19 protein-coding genes are annotated in these 20,515 nt (G+C 74.8%); 10 read left to right on the top strand and 9 right to left on the bottom strand.

Annotated elements, in window-relative coordinates; genetic code table 11:
• The first annotated feature begins 72 nt into the window (after positions 1-72).
• On the top strand, positions 73-3,558 hold the full coding sequence (locus BJ983_RS22960; protein WP_179795932.1) for an arabinosyltransferase domain-containing protein: 3,486 nt from the start codon (positions 73-75) through the stop codon (positions 3,556-3,558).
• Positions 3,559-3,562: 4 nt separating this feature from the next.
• Here the strand turns inward: BJ983_RS22960 and BJ983_RS22955 are convergent, their stop codons facing one another.
• Positions 3,563-4,273: a class I SAM-dependent methyltransferase gene (locus BJ983_RS22955; RefSeq protein WP_179795931.1), complete on the bottom strand. Its 711-nt coding sequence runs from the start codon at positions 4,271-4,273 to the stop codon at positions 3,563-3,565.
• Entirely contained in the window at positions 4,273-5,580 is a 1,308-nt protein-coding gene (locus BJ983_RS22950; protein ID WP_179795930.1) for a lipopolysaccharide biosynthesis protein, read from the bottom strand. The genes BJ983_RS22955 and BJ983_RS22950 overlap by 1 nt, the downstream gene beginning before the upstream one ends.
• A 105-nt stretch (positions 5,581-5,685) precedes the next feature.
• Between BJ983_RS22950 and BJ983_RS22945 the strand changes: the two genes are divergently transcribed.
• Positions 5,686-5,850, top strand: a complete 165-nt coding sequence (locus BJ983_RS22945) for a hypothetical protein (RefSeq protein WP_179795929.1) — start codon at positions 5,686-5,688, stop codon at positions 5,848-5,850.
• Between the two features lie 4 nt (positions 5,851-5,854).
• On the opposite strand, the gene BJ983_RS22940 is transcribed toward BJ983_RS22945, so the two are convergent.
• The 3 genes from BJ983_RS22940 to BJ983_RS22930 form a co-directional block, all read right to left on the bottom strand.
• The gene (locus BJ983_RS22940; protein WP_179795928.1) at positions 5,855-6,286 is read right to left on the bottom strand and encodes an Asp23/Gls24 family envelope stress response protein; all 432 of its coding nucleotides are present in this window, start codon (positions 6,284-6,286) and stop codon (positions 5,855-5,857) included.
• 270 nt (positions 6,287-6,556) lie between these two features.
• Positions 6,557-7,828 (bottom strand): Na+/H+ antiporter NhaA, encoded by a 1,272-nt coding sequence (gene nhaA / locus BJ983_RS22935; RefSeq protein WP_425484787.1) that lies wholly within the window; start codon positions 7,826-7,828, stop codon positions 6,557-6,559.
• A gap of 246 nt (positions 7,829-8,074) precedes the next feature.
• Positions 8,075-9,571, bottom strand: a complete 1,497-nt coding sequence (locus tag BJ983_RS22930; protein ID WP_179795927.1) for an alpha/beta hydrolase — start codon at positions 9,569-9,571, stop codon at positions 8,075-8,077.
• A 173-nt stretch (positions 9,572-9,744) separates the two neighbouring features.
• On the opposite strand from BJ983_RS22930, the gene BJ983_RS22925 reads away from it, so the two are divergent.
• The 4 genes from BJ983_RS22925 to BJ983_RS31115 all read left to right on the top strand — a co-directional run bounded on the left by BJ983_RS22925 (position 9,745) and on the right by BJ983_RS31115 (position 13,754).
• Positions 9,745-10,029: a PASTA domain-containing protein gene (locus BJ983_RS22925; protein WP_179795926.1), complete on the top strand. Its 285-nt coding sequence runs from the start codon at positions 9,745-9,747 to the stop codon at positions 10,027-10,029.
• 20 nt (positions 10,030-10,049) lie between these two features.
• Positions 10,050-11,015: a TIGR03557 family F420-dependent LLM class oxidoreductase gene (locus tag BJ983_RS22920; protein ID WP_179795925.1), complete on the top strand. Its 966-nt coding sequence runs from the start codon at positions 10,050-10,052 to the stop codon at positions 11,013-11,015.
• A gap of 268 nt (positions 11,016-11,283) precedes the next feature.
• The gene (locus tag BJ983_RS22915; RefSeq protein WP_179795924.1) at positions 11,284-12,900 is read left to right on the top strand and encodes a peptide chain release factor 3; all 1,617 of its coding nucleotides are present in this window, start codon (positions 11,284-11,286) and stop codon (positions 12,898-12,900) included.
• Complete coding sequence (locus BJ983_RS31115; protein ID WP_179795923.1) at positions 12,897-13,754, top strand: heparin lyase I family protein; 858 nt, start codon at positions 12,897-12,899, stop codon at positions 13,752-13,754. The genes BJ983_RS22915 and BJ983_RS31115 overlap by 4 nt, the downstream gene beginning before the upstream one ends.
• Before the next feature lie 27 nt (positions 13,755-13,781).
• On the opposite strand, the gene BJ983_RS22905 is transcribed toward BJ983_RS31115, so the two are convergent.
• The 3 genes from BJ983_RS22905 to BJ983_RS22895 all read right to left on the bottom strand — a co-directional run bounded on the left by BJ983_RS22905 (position 13,782) and on the right by BJ983_RS22895 (position 16,611).
• Entirely contained in the window at positions 13,782-14,159 is a 378-nt protein-coding gene (locus BJ983_RS22905) for a hypothetical protein (protein WP_179795922.1), read from the bottom strand.
• A gap of 46 nt (positions 14,160-14,205) precedes the next feature.
• Positions 14,206-14,544 carry a hypothetical protein gene (locus BJ983_RS22900; RefSeq protein WP_179795921.1) on the bottom strand — a complete coding sequence of 113 codons (339 nt, stop codon included), beginning with the start codon at positions 14,542-14,544 and terminating at the stop codon, positions 14,206-14,208.
• Positions 14,545-14,679: 135 nt separating this feature from the next.
• Positions 14,680-16,611: a heparin lyase I family protein gene (locus BJ983_RS22895; RefSeq protein WP_179795920.1), complete on the bottom strand. Its 1,932-nt coding sequence runs from the start codon at positions 16,609-16,611 to the stop codon at positions 14,680-14,682.
• A gap of 207 nt (positions 16,612-16,818) precedes the next feature.
• Here BJ983_RS22895 and BJ983_RS22890 point away from each other — a divergent pair, with 207 nt between their 5' ends.
• The 4 genes from BJ983_RS22890 to BJ983_RS22880 all read left to right on the top strand — a co-directional run bounded on the left by BJ983_RS22890 (position 16,819) and on the right by BJ983_RS22880 (position 20,094).
• The gene (locus tag BJ983_RS22890) at positions 16,819-17,256 is read left to right on the top strand and encodes a VOC family protein (RefSeq protein WP_179795919.1); all 438 of its coding nucleotides are present in this window, start codon (positions 16,819-16,821) and stop codon (positions 17,254-17,256) included.
• A gap of 80 nt (positions 17,257-17,336) precedes the next feature.
• Positions 17,337-18,365: a protein kinase domain-containing protein gene (locus BJ983_RS22885; RefSeq protein WP_179795918.1), complete on the top strand. Its 1,029-nt coding sequence runs from the start codon at positions 17,337-17,339 to the stop codon at positions 18,363-18,365.
• Positions 18,362-19,636, top strand: a complete 1,275-nt coding sequence (locus BJ983_RS30265) for a protein phosphatase 2C domain-containing protein (RefSeq protein WP_218890416.1) — start codon at positions 18,362-18,364, stop codon at positions 19,634-19,636. The genes BJ983_RS22885 and BJ983_RS30265 overlap by 4 nt, the downstream gene beginning before the upstream one ends.
• Complete coding sequence (locus BJ983_RS22880; RefSeq protein WP_218890414.1) at positions 19,633-20,094, top strand: FHA domain-containing protein; 462 nt, start codon at positions 19,633-19,635, stop codon at positions 20,092-20,094. The genes BJ983_RS30265 and BJ983_RS22880 overlap by 4 nt, the downstream gene beginning before the upstream one ends.
• Here BJ983_RS22880 and BJ983_RS22875 read toward each other — a convergent pair.
• A complete protein-coding gene (locus BJ983_RS22875) occupies positions 20,060-20,515 on the bottom strand; it encodes a GtrA family protein (protein WP_179795916.1) in 456 nt (151 codons plus the stop codon). The two genes, BJ983_RS22880 and BJ983_RS22875, sit on opposite strands and share 35 nt — an antisense overlap.

Below are 20,515 nucleotides of genomic sequence, written 5' to 3'. Positions count from 1 at the left end.
GCTTCACGACGGGCCCGCAGCACCGGTTGTTAGCGTTTCCGCGACCGGGCGGCGGCGGACGGAGCACGTGCAGTGGCAGAGGACACCGATCGGGGTGTCGAGGACTCGCCGCAGCCGTCGGGGTCGGGGAGCACGACGACCACCCCGCTGCGCCTGCTGCGCCGCAAGCTCTCGACGGTGCGGCTCGTCCCCCGCGCCGACCGCGGTGCGCTCGACGCGGGGACCGAGCGCCTGCCCCCGGAGTCCGACGCGCCGGACGTCGACGCGCGGGACGCCTTCACCCCCGACGACGAGCGCCCCGACCGCTGGGGGCCCGAGGACTGGGGACTCGACGGGCTGCTCGTCGCCCGGGTGATCGCGGTCGCGTCGGCCGTCGTGGCCGTGGTGTGCGGGCTGCTGTTGCCGTTCGCGCCCGTCGTCCAGAACTCGCCGGAGATCCGGTGGCCGCTGGACGTGAACCGGCCCGAGTCGACGATGCTGATGCTCACGGCCTACCAGCCCGAGTCGTTCTCGGTGCGCTTCAGCTGCCGGACGGCACGCGAGGCGGGTGCCACGGCCGACGGCTACGTCCTCACGACGATGGACCCCCGCGCCGGCGGGTTCGACGACAAGGCCCTCGCCGTCCGGGTGCGGTCGGACACGCTCACGGTGCGCAGCGGCGGGCAGGACATCGTGGCGGAGCCGTTGCCCCCGGGCGACTGCTCCTACCAGGTGCGGGGCGACGCGGCGGCCGTGCAGGTCGACCGCGACGGCCGCGACCTCGGCCGGCTCGTGCCGCGCTTCGGGGAGGCCGACCCGGACGAGGTCAAGAACACCCCGCCGAACTCCCTGCCCGATCCGAAGCCGATCAGCGCGCTGCCCGACGTCGACGTGCTGTCGACCTCGCTCACCACGCTGCCGGGCGCCGGTCCGCAGGACCTGTCGGTCAGCATCACCGCCGACGACCGCTACGCGAGCACCCCGACGCCGTTCAAGCACGGCCTCATCACGGCCGCGATCGTGGCCGTCGTGCTCGGCGGGCTCGCCTCCACGGCGTCGATCCTGCTGGCCCGCCGTAAGCGGCGCAGGAGCGGCCCCGAGGCGCTGCGACCGACGCCGTGGTGGGCCCGGGTCGACCGGATCCTGCTCGCCCGCCTGTCCACCTGGCGGCCGCGGCTGGTGGACGCCGTCGTCGTGGTCGCGCTCTGGTCGTGGCTCTACCTCGCGCCGCTGACCGACGACGACGGGTACTACTCGGCGATGGCGGCCAACGTGCCGCACAACGGCTACGTCGCGAACTACTACCAGCTCTACAACCAGGGCTTCACGCCGTTCTCCTGGCCGTACTACCTGCTCTCGTGGTGGCAGCAGCAGGCCGGCTTCTCGCCGGTGGCGCTCCGGGTGCCGTCGGTGGTCCTGGGCCTGCTCACCTGGATCGCGATCCGGGTGTTCGTCGCCCGCTGCCCCGGGCTCACCCACCCCTGGAAGGAGCACCGGTGGCTCGCCACCGCCTCCCGCGTGACGCTCTGCGTCGCCTTCCTGACCTGGTGGCTCGCCTATGACGTCGGCACCCGGCCGGAGCCCTACACCGCCGTGTTCGCGGCCGGTGCGCTCGCGCTCGTCGCCGAGGGCGTCGAGCGACGGCGGCTCGACCTGCTCGGGATCGCGGTGGGAGTGGGCTCGATCGGCCTGATGACCGCGCCGACCGGCTTCATCTGCCTCGCCCCGCTGCTCGCGGCGACCCCGACGGTCTGGCGGCTGATCCGGGAGCGTTCGGCGCACTGGTGGGAGATCCCGCCGCGGTTCCTGGTCGTCATCGCGCCCGGGGCGCTCGGGGCCGTGTTCGGCTTCGCCGACGGCACCTTCGGCGACTTCGCGCGCTCCCAGGCGATCTTCGCGCCGATCCAGCGCGCCCAGACCTGGTACCTCGAGTTCCAGCGTTACGCCTCGCTGCTGGACGAGACGTCCCGCTTCGGCACCTACACCAAGCGCATCACGGTGCTGCTGTGCCTGCTCGCCCTGGTCTGGTTCCTCATGACGGCGGTCGTGGCGCGGGTGCGGGAGCTCCCGGTCCCCGGCCGGCTCATGCTCGCGGGCTGGTCGACGATCCTCGCGTTCGTCCTCCTGCTGCCCACCCCGTCGAAGCCCTCGCACCACTTCGGCGCGATCGTCGGGGTCGGCGCCCCCTTCCTCGCCCTGCTGCTGGTCGCCGCACCCGGGCTGGTGCGCGACTCCGTGCGCGCCGGGAAGGGGCGGGTGCCCGTCGCCGCGATCCTGTCCGCCGCCGCCGCGGCGATCGCGGTGATCGCGCTGTCCGGGCACGGTCGCAACCGGTGGGGCTTCATGTGGGGGCTCGGCCAGCCGTCCTGGCTCGACTACCCCTCGGTCAAGGGCTTCTACTTCGACCAGCCGCAGTACTGGGCGGTGCTGCTCGTCGTCCTGACCCTGCTCGTCGCCCTCGTGACGTCGTTCCGGGGAAAGGGCTGGCGGCCGTGGTCCGTGCTCGTCGCCATCCCGATGCTCTGCGTCCTGGCCATGGCCGCCAGCACGACCCGCACGATCGCCGACTTCGCGCTCGCCGCCGACCGGACCGCCACGACCTACTCCCCGGCCGGTGACGCGTGGCGGGACCCGTCGGCCACCCGGTGCGGCGCGGAGCAGGCGATCGACGTGCTCACCCCGCAGCGCTACCCGCTCGCACCGCTCGTGCCGGTCCCCCCGCCCGGGGCGTTCGGTGTGGGTCCCGACGGCGGGTCCGACGGGGAGCTCGGGGGGCAGGCCTTCCCGCGCGACGCCTACCTGCCCACCAGCCCGCCGCCCGCCGACCTCGGCCGGGACCTGCCGGTGTGGGGCAGCTTCGAGGCCCCGTCCCCGGGCCGGTCGCCCGACGCGCGGACCGGGTCGTTCACCACCGGCTGGTACCGGCTCCCGCCCGGGCCCCCCAACGCCGTGGCGATCACCTCCGAGGTCTCCGGCCGCATCGGCGAGGGCAACACGCTCGCGGTCGAGTTCGGTCGACCCGGTCCGGGCGGGGTGGCGTCCCTCGGGGTGCGGACCGTCCAGGAGACCAGTGACGACACGGCGTGGCGTCCCGTCGACATCACGAAGTCGCAGAGCGCACCCGCCGACGCCACGCTCGTCCGCCTCGCCGCCACCGACGGGGCCACCGACGTGGGCGGATGGCTGGCCTTCTCGGCGCCCCTGTTCCAGCGCTGGGCCCCGATGACCAGCGCGCTACCGCGCGCCGGGGTGTACACCGTCGCGTGGGAGAACGCGTTCCTCTTCCCGTGCATCACCCAGCCGATCCAGCAGGACGGCGTCACCCAGCCGATGGACGGCTTCCTGGGCTACGGCGAGACGCGGGGATCCGCCCTCGCCGACTTCGTCGCGAAGACCGACAGCGGCGGCATCGTCGGCAACGCCTACCGCGAGGCCGACGTCACCGAGCTGCGCACCCGGTTCCGCGACTTCCCGGACGTCGACGACGACGTGCTGCTCATGCTCTTCGAGCAGCCGTACCCGACCGGGCGCTACACCCTGGAGCCGGGCTCCCGGGTGGTGTCCGGCCTGTCGCAGTAGTCCGTCAGGTGGCGTGGAGCACGAACATCGACGACTCGCCCGCGCCCGGGCGCAGCATCATGCGGCCCGAGAGGAACTGCGCGAAGGCCGGCACCGCGTAGCGCGCGGCGTCGAGGAGCTTCGGCAGCCGCGAGTAGGGCACGTTCCACAGGCCGTCGGTGCCCTCGCGCTCGACGGTGAAGCCGTGGTCGACGAGGACCCCGCGCCACTCGGCGTGCGTCTTCAGGTTGATGTGCGTGGGGTCCGCGAAGCCCATCCAGTCCGCGCCGGCCAGGGCGCGGCCCCGGCCGGAGGGGTCCGGCATGACGACGAACGCGTACCCACCGGGGCGCAGGATGCGCCGCCAGGTGCCGAGCACCTCCTCGACGACGTCGTCGGCCAGGTGCTCGAGGACGTGGATCGCGGTCAGCGCGCCGAACCCGTCGTCGGGAAGGTCCTCGACCGCCGTGGAGATCGTGGCGCCGGGCGCGTTGCGCCGGGCCGCGGCGGCCGACCACTCCGAGAGCTCGAAGCCCGCGGCCGGGCCGAGCGCGGAGAGGCGGCGCACCAGGTGCCCGGTGCCGCAGCCGAAGTCGAGGTACGGCCCGCCGTCGCAGTAGCGACCGACGAGGCGGGTGTAGTACCCGAGCGCGGGCCGGTCGCCGGCCTGTCCGTTGGCGTCGTAGTAGGCCGCGTCGTAGTGCTCGGCCTCGCCCTGGTGGGGCTCGAACGTCATCAACGTCTCCCGGTTCCACGTGCCAACAACAGCGTGCTCACCACCGCTCCCACCAGGGACCCCACCCCGAACGCCACCTCGCCCGCGACCACGACCCCCGGGGCCAACCAGAACGTCAGCCCCGCCACGGCGAGCCCGGCGAGCCAGCTCAGGGCGACGTCGGTGTGGCGGTCCCGGGCGACGTGCACCTGGGTGACCACCACCAGGCCCACGTGCGCGAGGACGCCCGCCACGATGATCGCGAGCTCCACGCCGTCGATGCGGTAGGCGGACCCGAAGATCAGGCGCACCAGGAGCGGCCCGATCCACCAGGCCAGCGGGACGCCCACGACGACGAGCGCGAGCAGCCCGGCGGCCCCCCGACTGAGGAGCCGGACCACCTCCCGACGGCGGCCCGCGGCGAGCAGCCGGGTCAGCGTCGGCACCACCGCGGACTGCAGCGGCACCACCATCGACAGGGGCGCCTTCGCGATGGTGAATGCGGCGACGAAGACCCCTGCCGCCGCCTGCGCCGGCCCCTGGGCGAGCGCGACGACGACGACCGGGAGACCGTTGAGCAGCAGCTGCGCGCAGACCGACCCCACCAGCAGGGGCAGGGCCGAGGTGGTCAGCGCCCGGGTGCGGTGGTCGGTGGCACCGTGCTCGGGGTACTCCCGCTCGGCCCGTCGCCAGACCGCCGGGATCAGCGGCAGGTGCGCCAGGGCGATCGCGGCCACGAGGGCCCAGCAGTAGAGCGCGGCCCGGTCGGTCCCGAGGACCACCAGCACCACGGCGAAGGTCAGACGCAGCAGCGCGTCGAGGACCATCACCGCGCCGTGGCGCACCAGGCGGTCGGTGCCGATGAGGATGCCGCGCAGCAGGAACTGGCCGGCCGAGACGACGCAGAGCGCGACGAGCGCCGCGAAGGCGTTCGCGTGGGCGTCGAGCGAACTCCACACGAGCGGCGACGCCGCGCCGAGTACCGCGAGCGCGAGCCCGCCGAGGATGGCGGCCGTGCCCGCCCCCGCGACCAGGACCCGGCGTCGGGACTCCCGCATGGCGAGCCGGCGCGCGAGCTCCTGCTCCAGCGGGAGGAACGGGCCGAACCCGAGCACGAGCGCCAGCGCCCAGAAGGCGCCGAACGTCGCGTACTCCGAGGGGGTCAGCCCGCGGGCGACGACCGCGAGGTAGACGTTGACGAGGAGGCCGGAGATGACCACGCCGAGCCCCGCCGAGCCCACGAGCCGCCGCGCGCCGGGCCCCTCGCGGGACTGCGAGCGGGGCGGATCGGTCGTGGTGCTGATGGGAGGACGATAGCGGTGCTCCACGTGCCCCCCGCCCCTCGCCCGACCTTCCGCGCGTTCTCGACCATCCGCGTGATGGTGGGGTCGGACCCCTGTGTGGTCCACCGTGTGTATGGGTACGGTGACGCTGTGAACGTGCAGAAGGCCGTCGGCGTGCTCGTCGCGATCCTCGTCGTCTTCTGGATCATCAGCTCCCCCGGCACGGCCGCGGGGACGGTGAACGGGATTCTCGACAGCCTGGCCTCCGCCGGCTCGTCGCTGATCACGTTCCTCCGCGGTATCGCGCCGGGCTAGCGCCTCAGACCGCGGCGACCGGCGGGGCGGCGGGGTCCTCCGGCTCCGCCCCGGGCAGGACGACGTCGGTGACGACGATGTTCAGCTCGGTCACGCGCACGCCCGCGATCTGGTCGACCGCCTCGGGCACGTGCCGGCGCAGCGCGCGGGTCAGCTCCCGCGCCCCGGCGCCGTACTCGATCGCGACGTCGAGCCCGACCGTGGCGGTGTCGCCCTCCATCGTCACGCGCACGCCGGCGACGTTCTCCGTCGAGCCGGTCAGGCTCTGCCGCACGGCGCCGACCGCACGCGCGGCGCTGCCGCCCAGGCCCGCGATCCCGGGGATCTCGCGGGTGGCGAAGGCGACGACCTTCTGCACGACGGCGGGGAGGACCTCGGTGGTGCCGGTGACGGCGATGGGGTCGGTGGGGGGCAGGGGCGGCGTCGGTGCGGTCATGCCCCCGGTGTACCCGCTCGTGCCCGCCCTCGTGCGGAGCCACGCAGCACGATCGTGGCCGGGCTGCTGCCCGGGGATTGCTGGTGCGGCCGTCAGGATCGGCGGCGCAGCACGGCCCGCGCCGCGAGCACGGCGAGGAGGACGTAGGACAGCACGAGCAGGAGTCCCGGGAGGTCGGTCACGTCCTCGACGGTGCCGCGCGCGGTCGCCGTCCGGCGACGACCTTGACGGCTCCTTGACGCCTCCGGGCCTGATGTGGACGCTGCGGTCTCAGTCCGACGCGACGGCGCGGGAGCGGGCACTGAGTCGCAGCACCGCCGCGGCCAGCAGTGCCGCGAGCAGCGAGGCGACCACGATGCCGACCTTGACGTGGTCGTCGGCCTCGGTTCCGCCCCCGAACGCGAGCTCGCCGATGAGCAGCGACACCGTGAACCCGATGCCGGCGAGCAGCGCCAGGCCGAACACGTCGACCCAGCGCAGGGACTCGTCGAGCTGCGCGCGGGTGAACCGCTGGACGAGCCACGTCGCCCCGGTTACTCCGATCGCCTTCCCGGCGACGAGCCCCGCGACCACCCCGATCGTGATCGGGTTGACGAACGTCGCCGCCAGGTCCGACTGCCCGACCACGGTGACCCCGGCGGCGAAGAAGGCGAAGACCGGCACGGCGACGCCGGAGGAGATGGGGCGCCAGCGGTGCTCGAACCACTCGGACAGGCCCGGCCCGTCACCCGGGCTCCGCCGCACCACCGGGACGGCGAACCCGAGCAGCACACCGGCCACGGTGGCGTGCACGCCCGACTCGTGGACGAGGACCCACGTGATCGCCGCGAGCGGCAGCAGCAGCCACCAGGAGCGCACCCGCCGTTGCACCAGGACCGTGAACAGCACGAGCGGGATCAGGGCAAGCAGCAGGGGGCCGACCGCGAGGTCGGCGGTGTAGAAGATCGCGATGATCGTGATCGCCAGCAGGTCGTCGACGACCGCCAGCGTCAGCAGGAACGTGCGCAACGCCGTGGGGAGGCCGCGGCCGATGACGGCGAGGATCGCGAGCGCGAAGGCGATGTCGGTGGCGGTGGGGACGGCCCACCCGACGAGACCGTCCGGGTTGCTCAGGTTGATCACCGTGTAGATGACGGCCGGTACCGCCATGCCCCCGACCGCCGCCGCCACGGGCAGCACCGCGCGGGCCGGCTCCCGGAGGTCGCCCGCGACGAACTCGCGCTTGAGTTCCAGGCCGGCGACGAAGAAGAAGATCGCGAGCAGACCGTCGGCCGCCCAGGTCGAGAGGCTGAGGTCGAGGTGCAGCGCGGCCGGCCCCACCGTCAGGTTCGCGAGACCGGTGTAGGCGTCCCGCCACGGCGTGTTCGCCCAGATCAGCGCCAGCGCCGCGGCACCGATCAGCAGCGCGCCCCCGACGGTCTCCTTGCGGAGGATCTCGCCGATCCGGGTGGACTCCCCGGGCGACGGCGGGACGAACAGCCGCCCGGCACGGCTGCGGCGCAGGCGGTCACGGCGGGGAGTGCCGGTGGCGGGCTCGGTCACGGGATTACCTCCGGGCAGGCGGGCACGACCGCCGACCAGACTTCCCGGCACACCGTGTCCGACCCTACCGGCGATCAGGGCGCCGTTCCCGCCGGCGAGGCACACGCCACGCAGCGTCTGCCCCGCGTCGGCGTGCCTCACGTGACCCTCGCGCTAGCCGGACGCCTGCGCTCGCGAGTGCCCCCGACCATCCGAGTCACCGTGACCCGGATGCGCCGGGGACGTCGGCTTCGCCTCCCCGGGAGCTCAGCAGACCGCGATCGCCGACGGCAGCGTGAGCGAGATGAGGTAGCGGTTGACCTGGTCGTCGACGCAGGTCTGGCCCTGCCCGTAGATCGTGTGCCCGTCCCCGCGGTAGGTGAGCAGCGCCGAGCCGGGGAGCCGGCGGGCCAGGTTCTGGCTGTTGGCGTACGGCGTGGCCGGGTCGTTCGTGGTGCCGATGATCAGCGTCGGCGGCAGGCCGGCCCCGGTCGGCGGGGTCAGCGGGTCCTGCGGGACCGGCCACTTCGCGCACGTCAGCCCGGACACGAGCACGTTGCCGCTGAAGTGCGGCGCCCGGAGCTCGGCCGCGCGCGCCTGCGCGAACACGTCGTCGGGGTTGCGGGGCCAGGAGTTGTCCAGGCAGGTCACCGCGTTGTAGGTGTCGGAGTTCGAGCCTTCGAAGTACGTGGCGGCCAGCCGCCGGAAGGGCCCGCCGTCGCCGCCGTCGGCGGCCTTGAGCGCCTTGGCCAGGGTCGGCCAGTTGCCCTTGGAGTACAGCGGCAGCACGACGCCGAGCTCGAGCAGCCCCGGCGACAGGGGCGACATCCCCGGCACCGGGAGCGGGGCGGCCTCCACGCGGGCGCGCACCCGGTCGAGCATCGCGATCGCGTCCGGGCCCGCCTCGCAGTCCGGGCGCGTGGCGCAGTCGGCGGCGAACTGGCGCAGCGAGTTCTCGAAGCTCTCGGCCTGGCTGGGGTCGAGGCCCGGCAGCGTCACGTCGACGACGCCGTCGAGCACCATCGCACGGACGCGCTGCGGGAACTGCTCGCCGTAGACCTGCCCGATCGACGTGCCGTAGGAGTAGCCCAGGTAGGAGATCTGCTGCTGGCCGAGCGACGCGCGGATCGCGTCCATGTCCCGCGCGACGTCCCGCGTCCCGAGGTGGGGCAGCAGCTGCCGGTTGGCGTCACCGCACGCCTGGTCGTAGCGGTCGACGGCCTGCGCCGTGGACGCCTCGCCCGCCGGGTCGCCCGGGTCGGGGTCGCCGTAGTACGGGGTGTCCGGACCGATCGGGCAGGCCAGGTTCGCGCTGCGGCCGACGCCGCGCGGGTCGAAGCCGATGACGTCGAAGCGGGCGGCGACCGCGGCCGGGACCTGCCCGCTCTCCACCGTCTCGATCCCCGAGCCGCCGGGGCCACCGGGGTTGACCAGCAGCACGCCCAGCTTGTTCGCCTGGTCGCTCGCGGGCTGCCGGACGATGCCGATCGTGATGGTGGGGCCGGTGGGCACGGAGTAGTCGACCGGCACGGTGATCTGGGCGCACTCGAAGCTGCCGTCGCACGGGACGAACTGCGCGGGCGCGCCGAGCGGGGTCGCCGGCGCCGCCGGGGCGCTCGAGGAGGTCGGCGCGGCACCGGACGGCGTGGACGACGCGAGCGGCGGCGCGCTCTGACTCCCGCCCGTGCAGCCGGCGACGGCGAGGCCCGCGGCGAGCAGAGCACCGGCTATCTTCACCCGTGCGGACGTCCCTCGTGGGCTCATCGCGTCGCTCCTCGTCCCCCGACCAGCCGACCCCCGCCAGGGTCGGCGCTGGAGGGCATCCAACCGCACCGGCGGATCCCGGGCCGCGCGCCCCGTCGTCGGGACCGTGTGGATTTCCTGGCGTCAGGTGCGAGCAGTGACGCATTGCTTGCGCGCAGCGCTACGGTCACCGCATGGTCGAACCCGATCTCGTGCTGGTGCCGGCGCTGGTCGGGCTGCCCGCCGCCGACGCGCACGAGCTCGCGATCTCCTCGCGGGTGGTCGCGGTCGACCCCGACCCCGACACGCCGCCCACGGTGAGCGGCACGGTCACCGACCAGGAGCCGAAGGCGGGCTTCCAGGTGCCGGCGGGTGCGCCGGTGACGATCTGGGTCGAGCCAGACGACGACGGCGGGGGCGGGAACATGCCGCGGATCGAGCCCGACAAGCCGCTCGACGGAGCCGGGGCGAACGCCTGAGGATCGGGCACCCCCGTGGCGTGAAGATCGGATACAAGCTCATCGCCGAGGCCTACGGGCCCGTCGAGATGGTGCGCCAGTGCGTGCTGGCCGAACAGGCGGGATTCGACTTCGTCGAGATCTCCGACCACTTCCACCCCTGGGTGTCCGAGCAGCAGCACTCGGGGTTCGCGTGGTCGATGCTCGCGGCGATGGCGGCGAAGACGGAGCGCATCGAGCTCGCGACCGGGGTGACGTGCCCGATGATCCGCTACCACCCCGCGGTCATCGCGCAGGCCGCCGCGACCACGCAGATCCTCGCCGAGGGACGCTTCACCCTCGGGGTCGGCAGCGGGGAGCGGCTGAACGAGCACGTCGTCGGGCAGGGCTGGCCGCCGGTCCACGTGCGGCACCGGATGTTCCGCGAGTCGCTGGAGATCATCAAACTGCTCTGGCAGGGCGGTTACCAGAGCTACGAAGGACAGCACCTCACGCTCGAGGACGCCCGGGTGTTCGACCTGCCCGAGGAGCTGCCGAAGATCGTGGTGGCGGCCGGGGGCCGGCGCGCGGCGGCGCTCGCCGGGGAACTGGGCGACGGCCTGTTCGTCACCGAGCCGCGGGGCGACCTCGTCGAGAGCTACCGGGCGGCGGGCGGCGCCGGCCCGACCTACGCGGAGGTGCCGCTGGCCTACGCGAGCACCGTCGAGGAGGCCGCCGAGTCGGCCCGCGCGCTCTTCCGGTTCGGGATTCCGGGCTGGAAGGTGCAGGCCGAACTGCCGAACCCGGTGAACTTCGACGCGGCCACCGCCCTCGTCACCGCGGACGTCATGGCGGAGAACTTCGGCTGCGGGCCCGACCTCGAACGCCACCTCGCGGTGACGAAGCCGTTCGTCGACGCGGGCTACGACCACCTCGCGCTGATCAACGCGGGGCCCGACGTCGACGGCTTCTTCGAGCACGCCGCGAACGGGCTGATCGAGCAGGTGCGGGGCCTGGGCGGCTCGTGATGACGACGACGACCGGCCCTCTCCCCCCGGGAGGGCCGGCCGCCGCCTAGACGGCCACACCAAACCGGGCGGTCCGTCCGTGAGCAGTGTGCCAAGGGATCGCGCCCGGTCCCAGCGGGCGCGCGTGTGATCCGGTCGACGGTTCCCCGGAGGCGCCGAGCGACCCCCGGGGGTCCGCCGTCCCCCGAACGTCGGCCACACGGCTGCTCCCCGTAACCTGATCGACGATGGGTACTGGCGTCGGGGGACGAGGACCAGGGGACGGGCGATGACCGTGACGTCCCCGCACGCGGGGCCGGGCGGCACGCCGACGGCCGAGGCACGTCGACGGCGGACGTTCGCCGTGATCTCCCACCCCGACGCGGGCAAGTCCACGCTCACCGAGGCGCTGGCGCTGCACGCCGAGGTCATCTCGGCCGCGGGCGCCGTGCACGGCAAGGGCGGGCGCAAGGGCGTGACGTCCGACTGGATGGACATGGAGCGCGAGCGCGGGATCTCCGTGACCAGCGCCGTCCTCCAGTTCGCCTACCGCGACCACGTGATCAACCTGCTCGACACCCCGGGGCACGGCGACTTCTCCGAGGACACCTACCGGGTCCTCGCCGCCGTCGACGCCGCCGTGATGCTCCTCGACGCCGCCCGCGGTCTCGAGCCGCAGACCCTCAAGCTCTTCGACGTCTGCCGCGCCCGCGGCGTGCCGGTGCTGACCTTCGTCAACAAGTGGGACCGCCCCGGGCGCGAGCCCCTGGAGCTGGTCGACGAGGTCGAGCAGCGGATCGGGCTGCGGCCCATGCCGATCACCTGGCCGGTGGGGATCGCGGGCGACTTCCACGGGCTCGTCGAGCGCGCCGACGGGACGATGCGCCGCTTCACCCGCGCCGCCCACGGCGCCTCGAAGGCCGCCGAGGAGATCCTCGACGCCGAGCGGGCCGCCGCCGAGGAGGGCGTCGACTGGGAGCGGGCCACCGAGGAGCTCGAGCTGCTCGGCGAGATCGGCGCCGACTTCGACCCCGTCGACTTCCACGCGGGCACCGCCACCCCCGTCATGTTCGGGGCCGCGCTGTCGAACATCGGCGTCGCGCGCCTGCTCGACGCGCTGGTCGAGCTCGCCCCGCCGCCCGCGCCCCGGCCCTCGGCGAGCGGGCCGGAGCGCCCGATCGAGTCGCCGTTCTCGGGCCTGGTGTTCAAGGTGCAGGCCTCGATGGACAAGTCGCACCGCGACCGGGTCGCCTTCGTGCGGGTCTGCTCGGGGCGCTTCGAGCGCGGCATGGTGCTCACCCACGACGCCACCGGGCGCCCCTTCGCCACGAAGTACGCGCAGGCGATGTTCGGCCGCGACCGCTCGACGATCGACGAGGCCTTCCCCGGCGACATCGTCGGGCTGGTCAACGCGAACGCGCTGCGTCCGGGCGACACGCTCTGGGCGGAGAAGCCGGTCACGTTCCCGACCATCCCGAGCTTCGCCCCCGAACACTTCTCCGTGGCGAGAGTGGCGGACGCGTCGAAGACCAAGCAGTTCCGGAAGGGCATCGAGCAGCTCGACTCCGAGGGCGTCATCCAGGTGCTCTCCTCGGACCTGCGCGGTGACCAGGCCCCCGTGCTGGCCGCCGTCGGCCCGCTGCAGTTCGAGGTGGTCTCCGCCCGGCTGGGCGACGAGTTCTCGGCGCCGATCAAGCTCGAACGGCTCGACTACACGATCGCCCGCCGCACGGACGCGGCCGGCGTCGAGGCGCTGAAGGGGGCGGTCGGCATCGAGGTGCTGACCCGCCGCTCGGACGGCGAGCTGCTGGCCCTGTTCCCGCACAAGTGGCGGCTCCAGGCGGTCATGCAGAACCAGCCGTCGCTCACGCTCGAGCCGCTGATCGCCGAGGGGACGGGCCAGTGAGGACGCACGGCGTACTCGGGGCGGCGGTCGCGCTGCTGCTCGTCGCAGGCGTGGTGGTCGGCTGCTCGACCGACGAGCCGAGCCGGTCGACCGGCAGCGGCGGCGGCTCCGGCGTGACCGCCACCGACACCCCGCCCCCGCTGACCGGAGCGCCCGACCCGGCGACCGTGCCGCCGCCGATCTGGCAGGCCTCGCTCTCCGGCCCCGACCCGCTGCGCAACTTCCGCGACACGCCCTACAACAACGACGGGGCCCCGGCGCCCGAGCTCGTCGACGCCCCCGGCGTCTCCGGGGCCAAGGCGCTGGAGTTCACCGTCCCCGGGGGCGGGCGGCGCAGCGAGCTCGAGCCCAACATCCAGTTCTACCGGGAGGGCGACGAGGCCTGGTTCGGTTTCGCGTGGAACCTCCCCGACGACTTCCCCGTGAACGCCGAGGGCTGGCAGGTCCTCGCGCAGTGGAAGAACTCCGGCGACGGCAGCCCGCCGATCGAGGTCAAGGTCGAGGGCGGCCAGTTCAAGCTCGACGGCGGTGCCGGCGGGGACGACCCGGGCGGCAACTACTTCTCGGTGCCGATCGGCCCGGCCCTCACCGGACGGCAGACCGACATCGTGGTGCACATCGTCTTCTCCACCGACCCCTCGAAGGCGTCGGTCGACGTGTGGCAGAACGGCCAGCAGCGGATCACCGGCTACAAGCCGCCGGGCGGGACGCGCTACCAGGGCGACGACTCGTACCTCAAGACCGGCATCTACCGGGACTCCGCGATCTCCCAGACCGCGAACCTGTTCCTCGTCGACGCCCGCGTGGCCCGCAGCTACGAGTCCGCGTCGGCGCTGGTCGGGCCCAAGAGCTGACCAGTCCCGACCCCGGGTCGGTGCCGGTCAGGCGGTCGGGCGCCGCCCGGCGGGCAGGCCGCGGGGCGGGATCGCGTCGTTGATGACGCGCGACAGCGTCTCGGGGTCGTCCACCTCCACCACCACCCGGTGGTAGGGCTCCCCGCGCAGGTAGATCGCCAGCAGCGTGGTCGCGGCGTGCACCATCCAGAGCTGCCGGCGCTCGCCGACGCCGTAGGTGCCGGCGCGCAGCAGCCCGGGCACGCTGATGCCGGGCAGGTGGACGCGCGGGCTGGCCACCACCGCGTCCCGGCGGCCGAGCGTGCGGGCGCCGAGGACCCGGTCGATCGGCAGGAAGAGCCCGGCCCGGAACGCGTAGACGCGGTCCCGCCCGCTGAAGCGGAGCAGGACCCCCTGCTCGGTCACCCTGGTGTGGACGCCCACCCCGCGGCCCCCTCCCGCGCGTGTCGTTCTACGGACGGCCCGCCCGGACCGACGACTGCTCGTAGGCCTGCTCGGCGGCCCGCCGGGCCTCCTCGTAGCCCTGGGCGACGGCCGAGTGCCCGTCGTCGTGCGCCTCGGCGACCGCCCGCTGGGCCGCCTTCGCCATCTCCGCGAGGGCGCGGTCGGCCTCGTCGGCCGCGGCCGCCAAATCCGAGCTCGCCCCGCCCGACGCCGCGTCGGAGGCCGGCGCGGGGGTCGGGACGGCCGAGCCGTGGCGGGACCGGTCCGCGCCGTGGCGGCCGTGCGTGGGCTCCTCGTGGGCGCCGTCGGCCGACGGGCTCCCCGGCGCTGGGGTCGATGAAGTCACTGCGTCTCCGTGCTGCCGACTGATCGGGCCACCCGGGAGGACGACACGCAACCGATTACGTGGCGTGTGACCGGCCCGGGCCTGCGTCCGGCCAGCATCGCACCCGGGTCGTGCCGGAGGGCAGCCACCCCCCGCTCATCGGGGGTACGCCGCCGCGTAGCTGGTGCCGATCCGCCAGTCGTCGAAGAACAGCGTGCCCGGCTGGCCGATCGCCGTGCTCCGGTAGATGCCGGTCTTCAGGTAGCTCGTCGTCCCCGGGTAGAGCGTGCCCGCCGGGGGACGGAAGCCACGAATCGTCTGCTTCCCGTCGACCCAGGTGTCCACCGACCCGCCGCCCTCGGCGAAGCGCACGTGCACCACGACCGTCTGCGCCCGGCCCGGCGTGGCGGCCCCCATGGGGATCTCGAACGGGGCGCCGCGGTCGAACCCGCCGTCGAGCTGGAACTGACCGCCCCCGACCTTGACCGAGATCGGCGGCGACCCGGTGCCGTCGTTCTTCCACTGGGTGATCACCTGCCAGTCGTCGGTGCCCGCCGGGAAGCCCGGCGCGAGGGTCACCGAGAACCCGAAGAACAGGTCGTCGCCCTCGCGCAGCGACCGGAAGTTCGGCTCGAGCTCGGCACGTTGCCCGCCGCCGGGCATCGTCACCTGCAGGGCGGGGCCGGCGGGCGAGCCCACGACGGCGGGCATCGCCGCGCCCACCAGGTTCCACGGCGTCGAGCGGTAGTTGGCGAGCCCGTCGGCGTAGTCCGCCTGCCACAGCAGCTTCCCGCCGTCGGGCGCGGGACCACCGGGCACCGCGGCGGGGCCGGTCGGCGCCGCTCCGGGGGTGCCGGCGAGGAAGCCGACGACATCGAGCACGACGTGCATGGCCGACCCGGCGTCGGCGACCTGGACCGTGCCCTGCGGGCTGACCGGCACCACGGCGAAGCCCGGCCGCACGGCGCCCGCGGGGACGACCACGGCCGACGTCGTCGGCGGCGGTCCGGCACCCCAGACGCCGATCGCGCCGTTCGCGGCCGGCGAGAGGCCGGTGACGTTCAGCAGGACCGACGAGACCCCCGTCGTCGGGAGCCCCGCGCGGCCGAGGACGGGGACCGTGCGGATCTGGCCCGGTGTCAGCGGCCCGGTCCCGACGGCGGCGGTGGCCGGATCGGGCGTCCGGCTGTCGTAGAGGCGCGCGGGCGTGACCGCCCGGCCCACCGCGACGGGCACCACGGCCACCAGGTCCGCCAGCACGTCGACGGTGCCGGCCTGGTTCGCGACCGTGATGGACCCGTCGTCGCCGACCGGCACGATCGTCATGTTCGGCAGCGTGTCGCCCGGCACGAGCGTGAGCTGCGGGGCGAACGGCTTCACCCCGCCGGTGCCCCAGGCAGTGACGGTGGTGGGCTGCGAGGCGTCCGTCCCGGTGAGCGAGAGCAGCACCGACGAGCCGGGCGGCGCGGGGGCGAACCCGCGGCCGTCGACCTGCACGCGACGCTGCTCGCCCGGCCGGAGGGCGCCCTCGGCCCGCGTGTCGAGCACCCGCTGCGGCACCCCGGAGGCGAGCGGGGAGTTCTCCGGGAACCAGCCGACGACGTCGACGGTCGCGTCGGTGAGCCCCGTGACGTTGAACAGGCTGACCGCGCCACCGCCGCCGAGCTTGGTGACGATCGTCTTCGTGACCGGGACCCCGGGGGTGAGGGAGAGCGACGAGGTGGGCGGACGGGGCGCGTCCTGCGGCCACAGCGTCATGTAGGTCGAGCCGAACAACGTGGTGCCGGTGACGTTGAGGACCACCGTGCCCGCGCCGGTGTCCGGCACCCCGCCGCGACCGGCGACCGGGATCGAGACCGTCTGACCCGGGCCGAGGGGACCGGCCGTCGTGAAGCCCTGGTCGACGACCTTCGTGGGCACGCGGGAGTCGAAGAGCCGCGCGGCCTGCAGCGGGACGAACGCGCCGGCACCGGCGGCCGGAGGAGCGGCCGGCGCGGCCGGGGCGGTCTGCGCGAGCGCCGGTGGCGCCGTCCCGAGCAGCGCCGCGACGAGCAGCAGTCCGAGCACCCAGGGGCTCCGCGGTCTCATGGGCTCCTCGGGGCGACGGCCGGCGGTGGAACCGCCGTTCCCCCGATCGGGCGGTGCCGGACGAAGATGCCACACGGTCCCCGGCACCGGTCCGCCAGGTGGGCCGTGTCCGCCGTGCCCCTGAGTGGCAGGAACGCGTCGTTGCTGTCGCCGGATGACGGCGACGACGCTTTCCTGCCGTCCCCCGGTGGCGCCACGATGGCCGCCATGAGCCTCGAGGTACAGGTCACGGTGGACGCGGAGGACCCCGGCGCGCTGGCGGCGTTCTGGGCGACGGCGCTCGGCTACGTGGTGCAGGCTCCCCCGCCGCCGTTCTCGAGTTGGGACGAGGCCCTCGAGGCCTGGGGCGTCCCGGCCGGGCGCCGCAACGACGCGTCCGCCGCCGTCGACCCGGACGACCGCGGGCCGCGCCTGTTCTTCCAGCGCGTGCCGGAGGGCAAGACCGCGAAGAACCGCGTGCACCTCGACCTCCGCGCCGCGCCCGGACTGACCGGCGAGGAGCGGATGGCGGCGCTGGAGACCGAGGCGGCCCGCCTCGTCGGGCACGGCGCGACCCGGCTGCTGCGCGTCGACCCGGAGCCCCCGCTGATCGGCGGCAACATCGTCATGGCCGACCCGGAGGGCAACGAGTTCTGCCTCGACTGACCCCCCTCCCCCACGGGGTATCGTCTCCGGGACCACTTCCGGGTGGCGTCGGGTGAGCGAGGTACGTGGTGGACGGACGAGTGCGGTCGACCCGTCTGCGGACGCCCCTTCCCGACGCCGGGTCGTTCCCCACCGATCCGGCCGGCCTCCTGCCCGAGGCGCGGCGCACCTGCCCGCACTGCGACGCCCCGGTCGGGCGCGGGCGCGACGGCCGGCCGGGTCGGCTGACCGGGACGTGCCCGGCGTGCCGCCGGTCGGTGGACCTGCGCCCCGACCTCGTGCCGGGCACGGTCCTGGCGGACCGGTACCGGGTCGTCGACGTCCTCGCCCGCGGCGGTGACTGGCTCTACCTCGCCCACGACCCGTGGACCGGCGACGAGGTGGTCGTGGCGCGGGGGCGCGGCGACGCGACCGCCGCGACCCGCCTGCTCGGCCGGCCCCACCCCGCCCTCGTGCCGCTGCGCGACGTGGTCGAGCACGCCGGTCCCCGGCTCGTCCTCGACCGGCTGGACGGCACCCCCGTCCGCGGCCCGCTGACCGCCGGGGAGGCGGCGCGGGTCGTGGTCGCGATCGCCCCCGCCGTCGGGCACCTGCACGCCCTCGGGCTGCTGCACGCCGACCTCAAGCCGTCCAACGTGCTCCGCACCCCGGGCGGCCCGGTGCTCGTCGACCTCGGGTCGCTGCGACGGGCGGACGACCGCACGAGCCCCGTGTGGGGCACCGACGGCTTCCTCGCCCCCGAGATCGTGCCGGGGGGCGCCGGGCCGTCCGTGGCGTCGGAGGTGTTCGCCCTCGGGCGGTCCCTGGACGTGCTGCTCGGCGCCCCGGAGCTGCCCCACCTCGGGCCGCCGCGGGCGCCGTCGGCCCTCGACGACGTGATCCGGCGGGCGACGTCCCCCGACCCGGCGGCGCGCCACCCCGACGTCGCGGCCCTCGCCGACGACCTGGCCCTCGCGCTGCGCCGGACGGGGCCGTGGACCACCCTCCCGGGGCAACCCGGCGATCACGGCGTGGGTCTGCCGGACCTCGGGGGCCGCGTACACCAAGATGACTCCCTGCCGTCCCCCGCACGCTCGTCCCAGTTCGAGACAGGAGTCCGCCCGCCGTGACCGAGTCCACCGCGCCGCCGTCCCCGACGAACGGCCCCGGCGACCCGGATCCGGACGGCCCGGACCAGGACCCGGCCGCCGTCACGCAGGACCCGGCCGTCGACGACCCCGACCCCACCGGCGGCGTCCCGGTGCAGTCCGTGGGGCCAGCGGGCAGCGCCGGCGAGCACACCGATCTGCGGGCGGTGCTGGAGGCGACGCGCACCCAGATCGAGACGGCCGACTGCCCGGAGTGCGGCGCGAGCGTCGACGAGGCGCAGGACGTGGTGTGCGGGCGCTGCGGGACGCGCCGACCCGCCGTGCGCGACCACGTGGAGTTCCGCCTCGGCCCGGCCGCGGCGGTCACCGACCGGGGGCTGCGCCGCCGACGCAACGAGGACGCGTGCGCGCTGGGCCGCATCGCGACCGCCGAGGGCGAGGTGCTGGTCGCGTCGGTGTGCGACGGCGTCGCCTCGGCGCGGCGCGGGGACGAGGCCTCGCTGGCGGCCGCGGAGGCGTGCGTGGCGGCGGTGCTGACCCGGATCACCACGTGGGAGATGCAGCGCAGCGGAGCTCGACCCGACGGGCGGGGTCCGCTCGGTCTCGACGACCTCGCCGCGACCGGGGCGGGGGCGGCCGCGGAGGCGGCGGCCGACCTCGTCCGGCACGGCGACCCGGCCGACCCGCCGGCGACGACCTACACCGGGGCGGTCACTCGCGGCGGGTCGGCGGTCGTGTCCTGGGTGGGCGACAGCCGGATCTACTGGCTCGCCGGGGACGGCACCTCGCAGCTGCTCTCCACCGACGACTCGTGGGCCGAGGAGATCGCGGCCGCGGGCGTGATGAGCCGCGAGCAGGCCCACGCCGACCGCCGCGCGCACGTGCTGACCCGCTGGCTCGGATACGACTCGCCCGACGGTCCCGCGCGCGCCCGCCGCTTCCGGCCGGCCGGTCCGGGCTTCCTGATGCTCTGCAGCGACGGGATCTGGAACCACGTCCCCGACGCCGACCGGCTCGCCGCCGTCCTCGCGTCCGGGCGGGGCGAGGCCGACGTGCTCGGCGACGCCCGGGCCCTCGTCGACGCCGCGCTCGCCGACGGCGGGTACGACAACGCGACCGTGGCGCTGGTGCCGCTCGACCCGGCCGACGGCGCGGGCGGCGAGTGGGACCCGCGGGCCGACGGCAGCGAGGACACCGGCCCGATCCTCATCCCGCTCGACGTCGAGGACACCCCGCGGCGCGACACCTCGGCGGAGTCCACGGTGGACCCGCCCGACGACGGGTCCGCGTGACGGGCTGGACCGCGCACGTCCGGGCGGACCGGGACCACTACGAGCTGGTGTGCGCGCGGGACGACGGGTCGGCGCCGGTGCCCGACTTCCCGCGCGACCCCCGCGAGTTCACCGTCGAGCTCACCGGCGAGCAGGTCGCGATCGGGCGGCGGCCGGTCGCCGACGAGGCGACCGCGCCCGCACGGACCGGCACCGACCCGGCGTCGGGCGCGCCCGGGATCGACCTGACGGGCCCGCCGCGCGATCCCGGCGTGTCCCACCGGCACGCGGTGCTGCTGGCCGTGGGCGACGACCGCTGGGTGGTGCTCGACACCGGGTCCACCAACGGGACCACGGTGAACTACGGCGCCGAGCCGCTCGCGCCGGACACCCCGGTGCCGCTGAGCCCGGGGGACACGATCCACGTCGGGGCGTGGACCACGATCACGATCCGGCGACGGGACGACGCGGCACGGTGAGGCGCAGGGTGGCCGGGTCGAGATCGACGGCCACCTCCGCCACCTGGGGTCGCCGGCCCCGGGCGAGCACGAACCGGGCCGCGAGGAAGCTCGCCGGGACGGCGAGCACCGCCGCGGCGAGCGGCGCGATCCGCTCGTCCACCCCGAGGCCCACCAGGGCGACCACGCCGATCGTGGTGGCGGCGATGTTGACCGCCTGGGACGCCGGGTAGAGCACGAAGCGCCGCCAGGTGGGGCGGAGCCGGAAGGTGAAGCGGCAGTTGAGGAAGAACGAGGCGACCATCGCGACGCCCAGGCCGATCACGTGCGCCGTCAGGTAGCCGACCTCGGCGAGCACGAGCAGGTAGACGGCGTAGTAGGTCGCGGCGTTGACCACGCCGACGAGCGCGTAGCGCACCAGGGCGGCGATCGTCGAGGTCAT

Origin of the sequence: Actinomycetospora corticicola (assembly GCF_013409505.1) — a bacterium.
GTDB classification, from domain to species: Bacteria; Actinomycetota; Actinomycetes; order Mycobacteriales; family Pseudonocardiaceae; genus Actinomycetospora; species Actinomycetospora corticicola.
Note: the sequence above shows the minus strand (reverse complement) of the source record. Positions and strands in the feature narration are given on the sequence as shown.

Coding starts and splice junctions, on each gene's coding strand:
- BJ983_RS22955 (WP_179795931.1), bottom strand. CDS start 4,273: ATGACGTTCGAGCCCCACCAGGGCGAGGCCGAGCACTACGACGCGGCC.
- BJ983_RS22940 (WP_179795928.1), bottom strand. CDS start 6,286: ATGACCGCACCGACGCCGCCCCTGCCCCCCACCGACCCCATCGCCGTC.
- BJ983_RS22930 (WP_179795927.1), bottom strand. CDS start 9,571: ATGAGCCCACGAGGGACGTCCGCACGGGTGAAGATAGCCGGTGCTCTG.
- BJ983_RS22925 (WP_179795926.1), top strand. CDS start 9,745: ATGGTCGAACCCGATCTCGTGCTGGTGCCGGCGCTGGTCGGGCTGCCC.
- BJ983_RS22915 (WP_179795924.1), top strand. CDS start 11,284: ATGACCGTGACGTCCCCGCACGCGGGGCCGGGCGGCACGCCGACGGCC.
- BJ983_RS22895 (WP_179795920.1), bottom strand. CDS start 16,611: ATGAGACCGCGGAGCCCCTGGGTGCTCGGACTGCTGCTCGTCGCGGCG.
- BJ983_RS22890 (WP_179795919.1), top strand. CDS start 16,819: ATGAGCCTCGAGGTACAGGTCACGGTGGACGCGGAGGACCCCGGCGCG.
- BJ983_RS22875 (WP_179795916.1), bottom strand. CDS start 20,515: ATGACCTCGACGATCGCCGCCCTGGTGCGCTACGCGCTCGTCGGCGTG.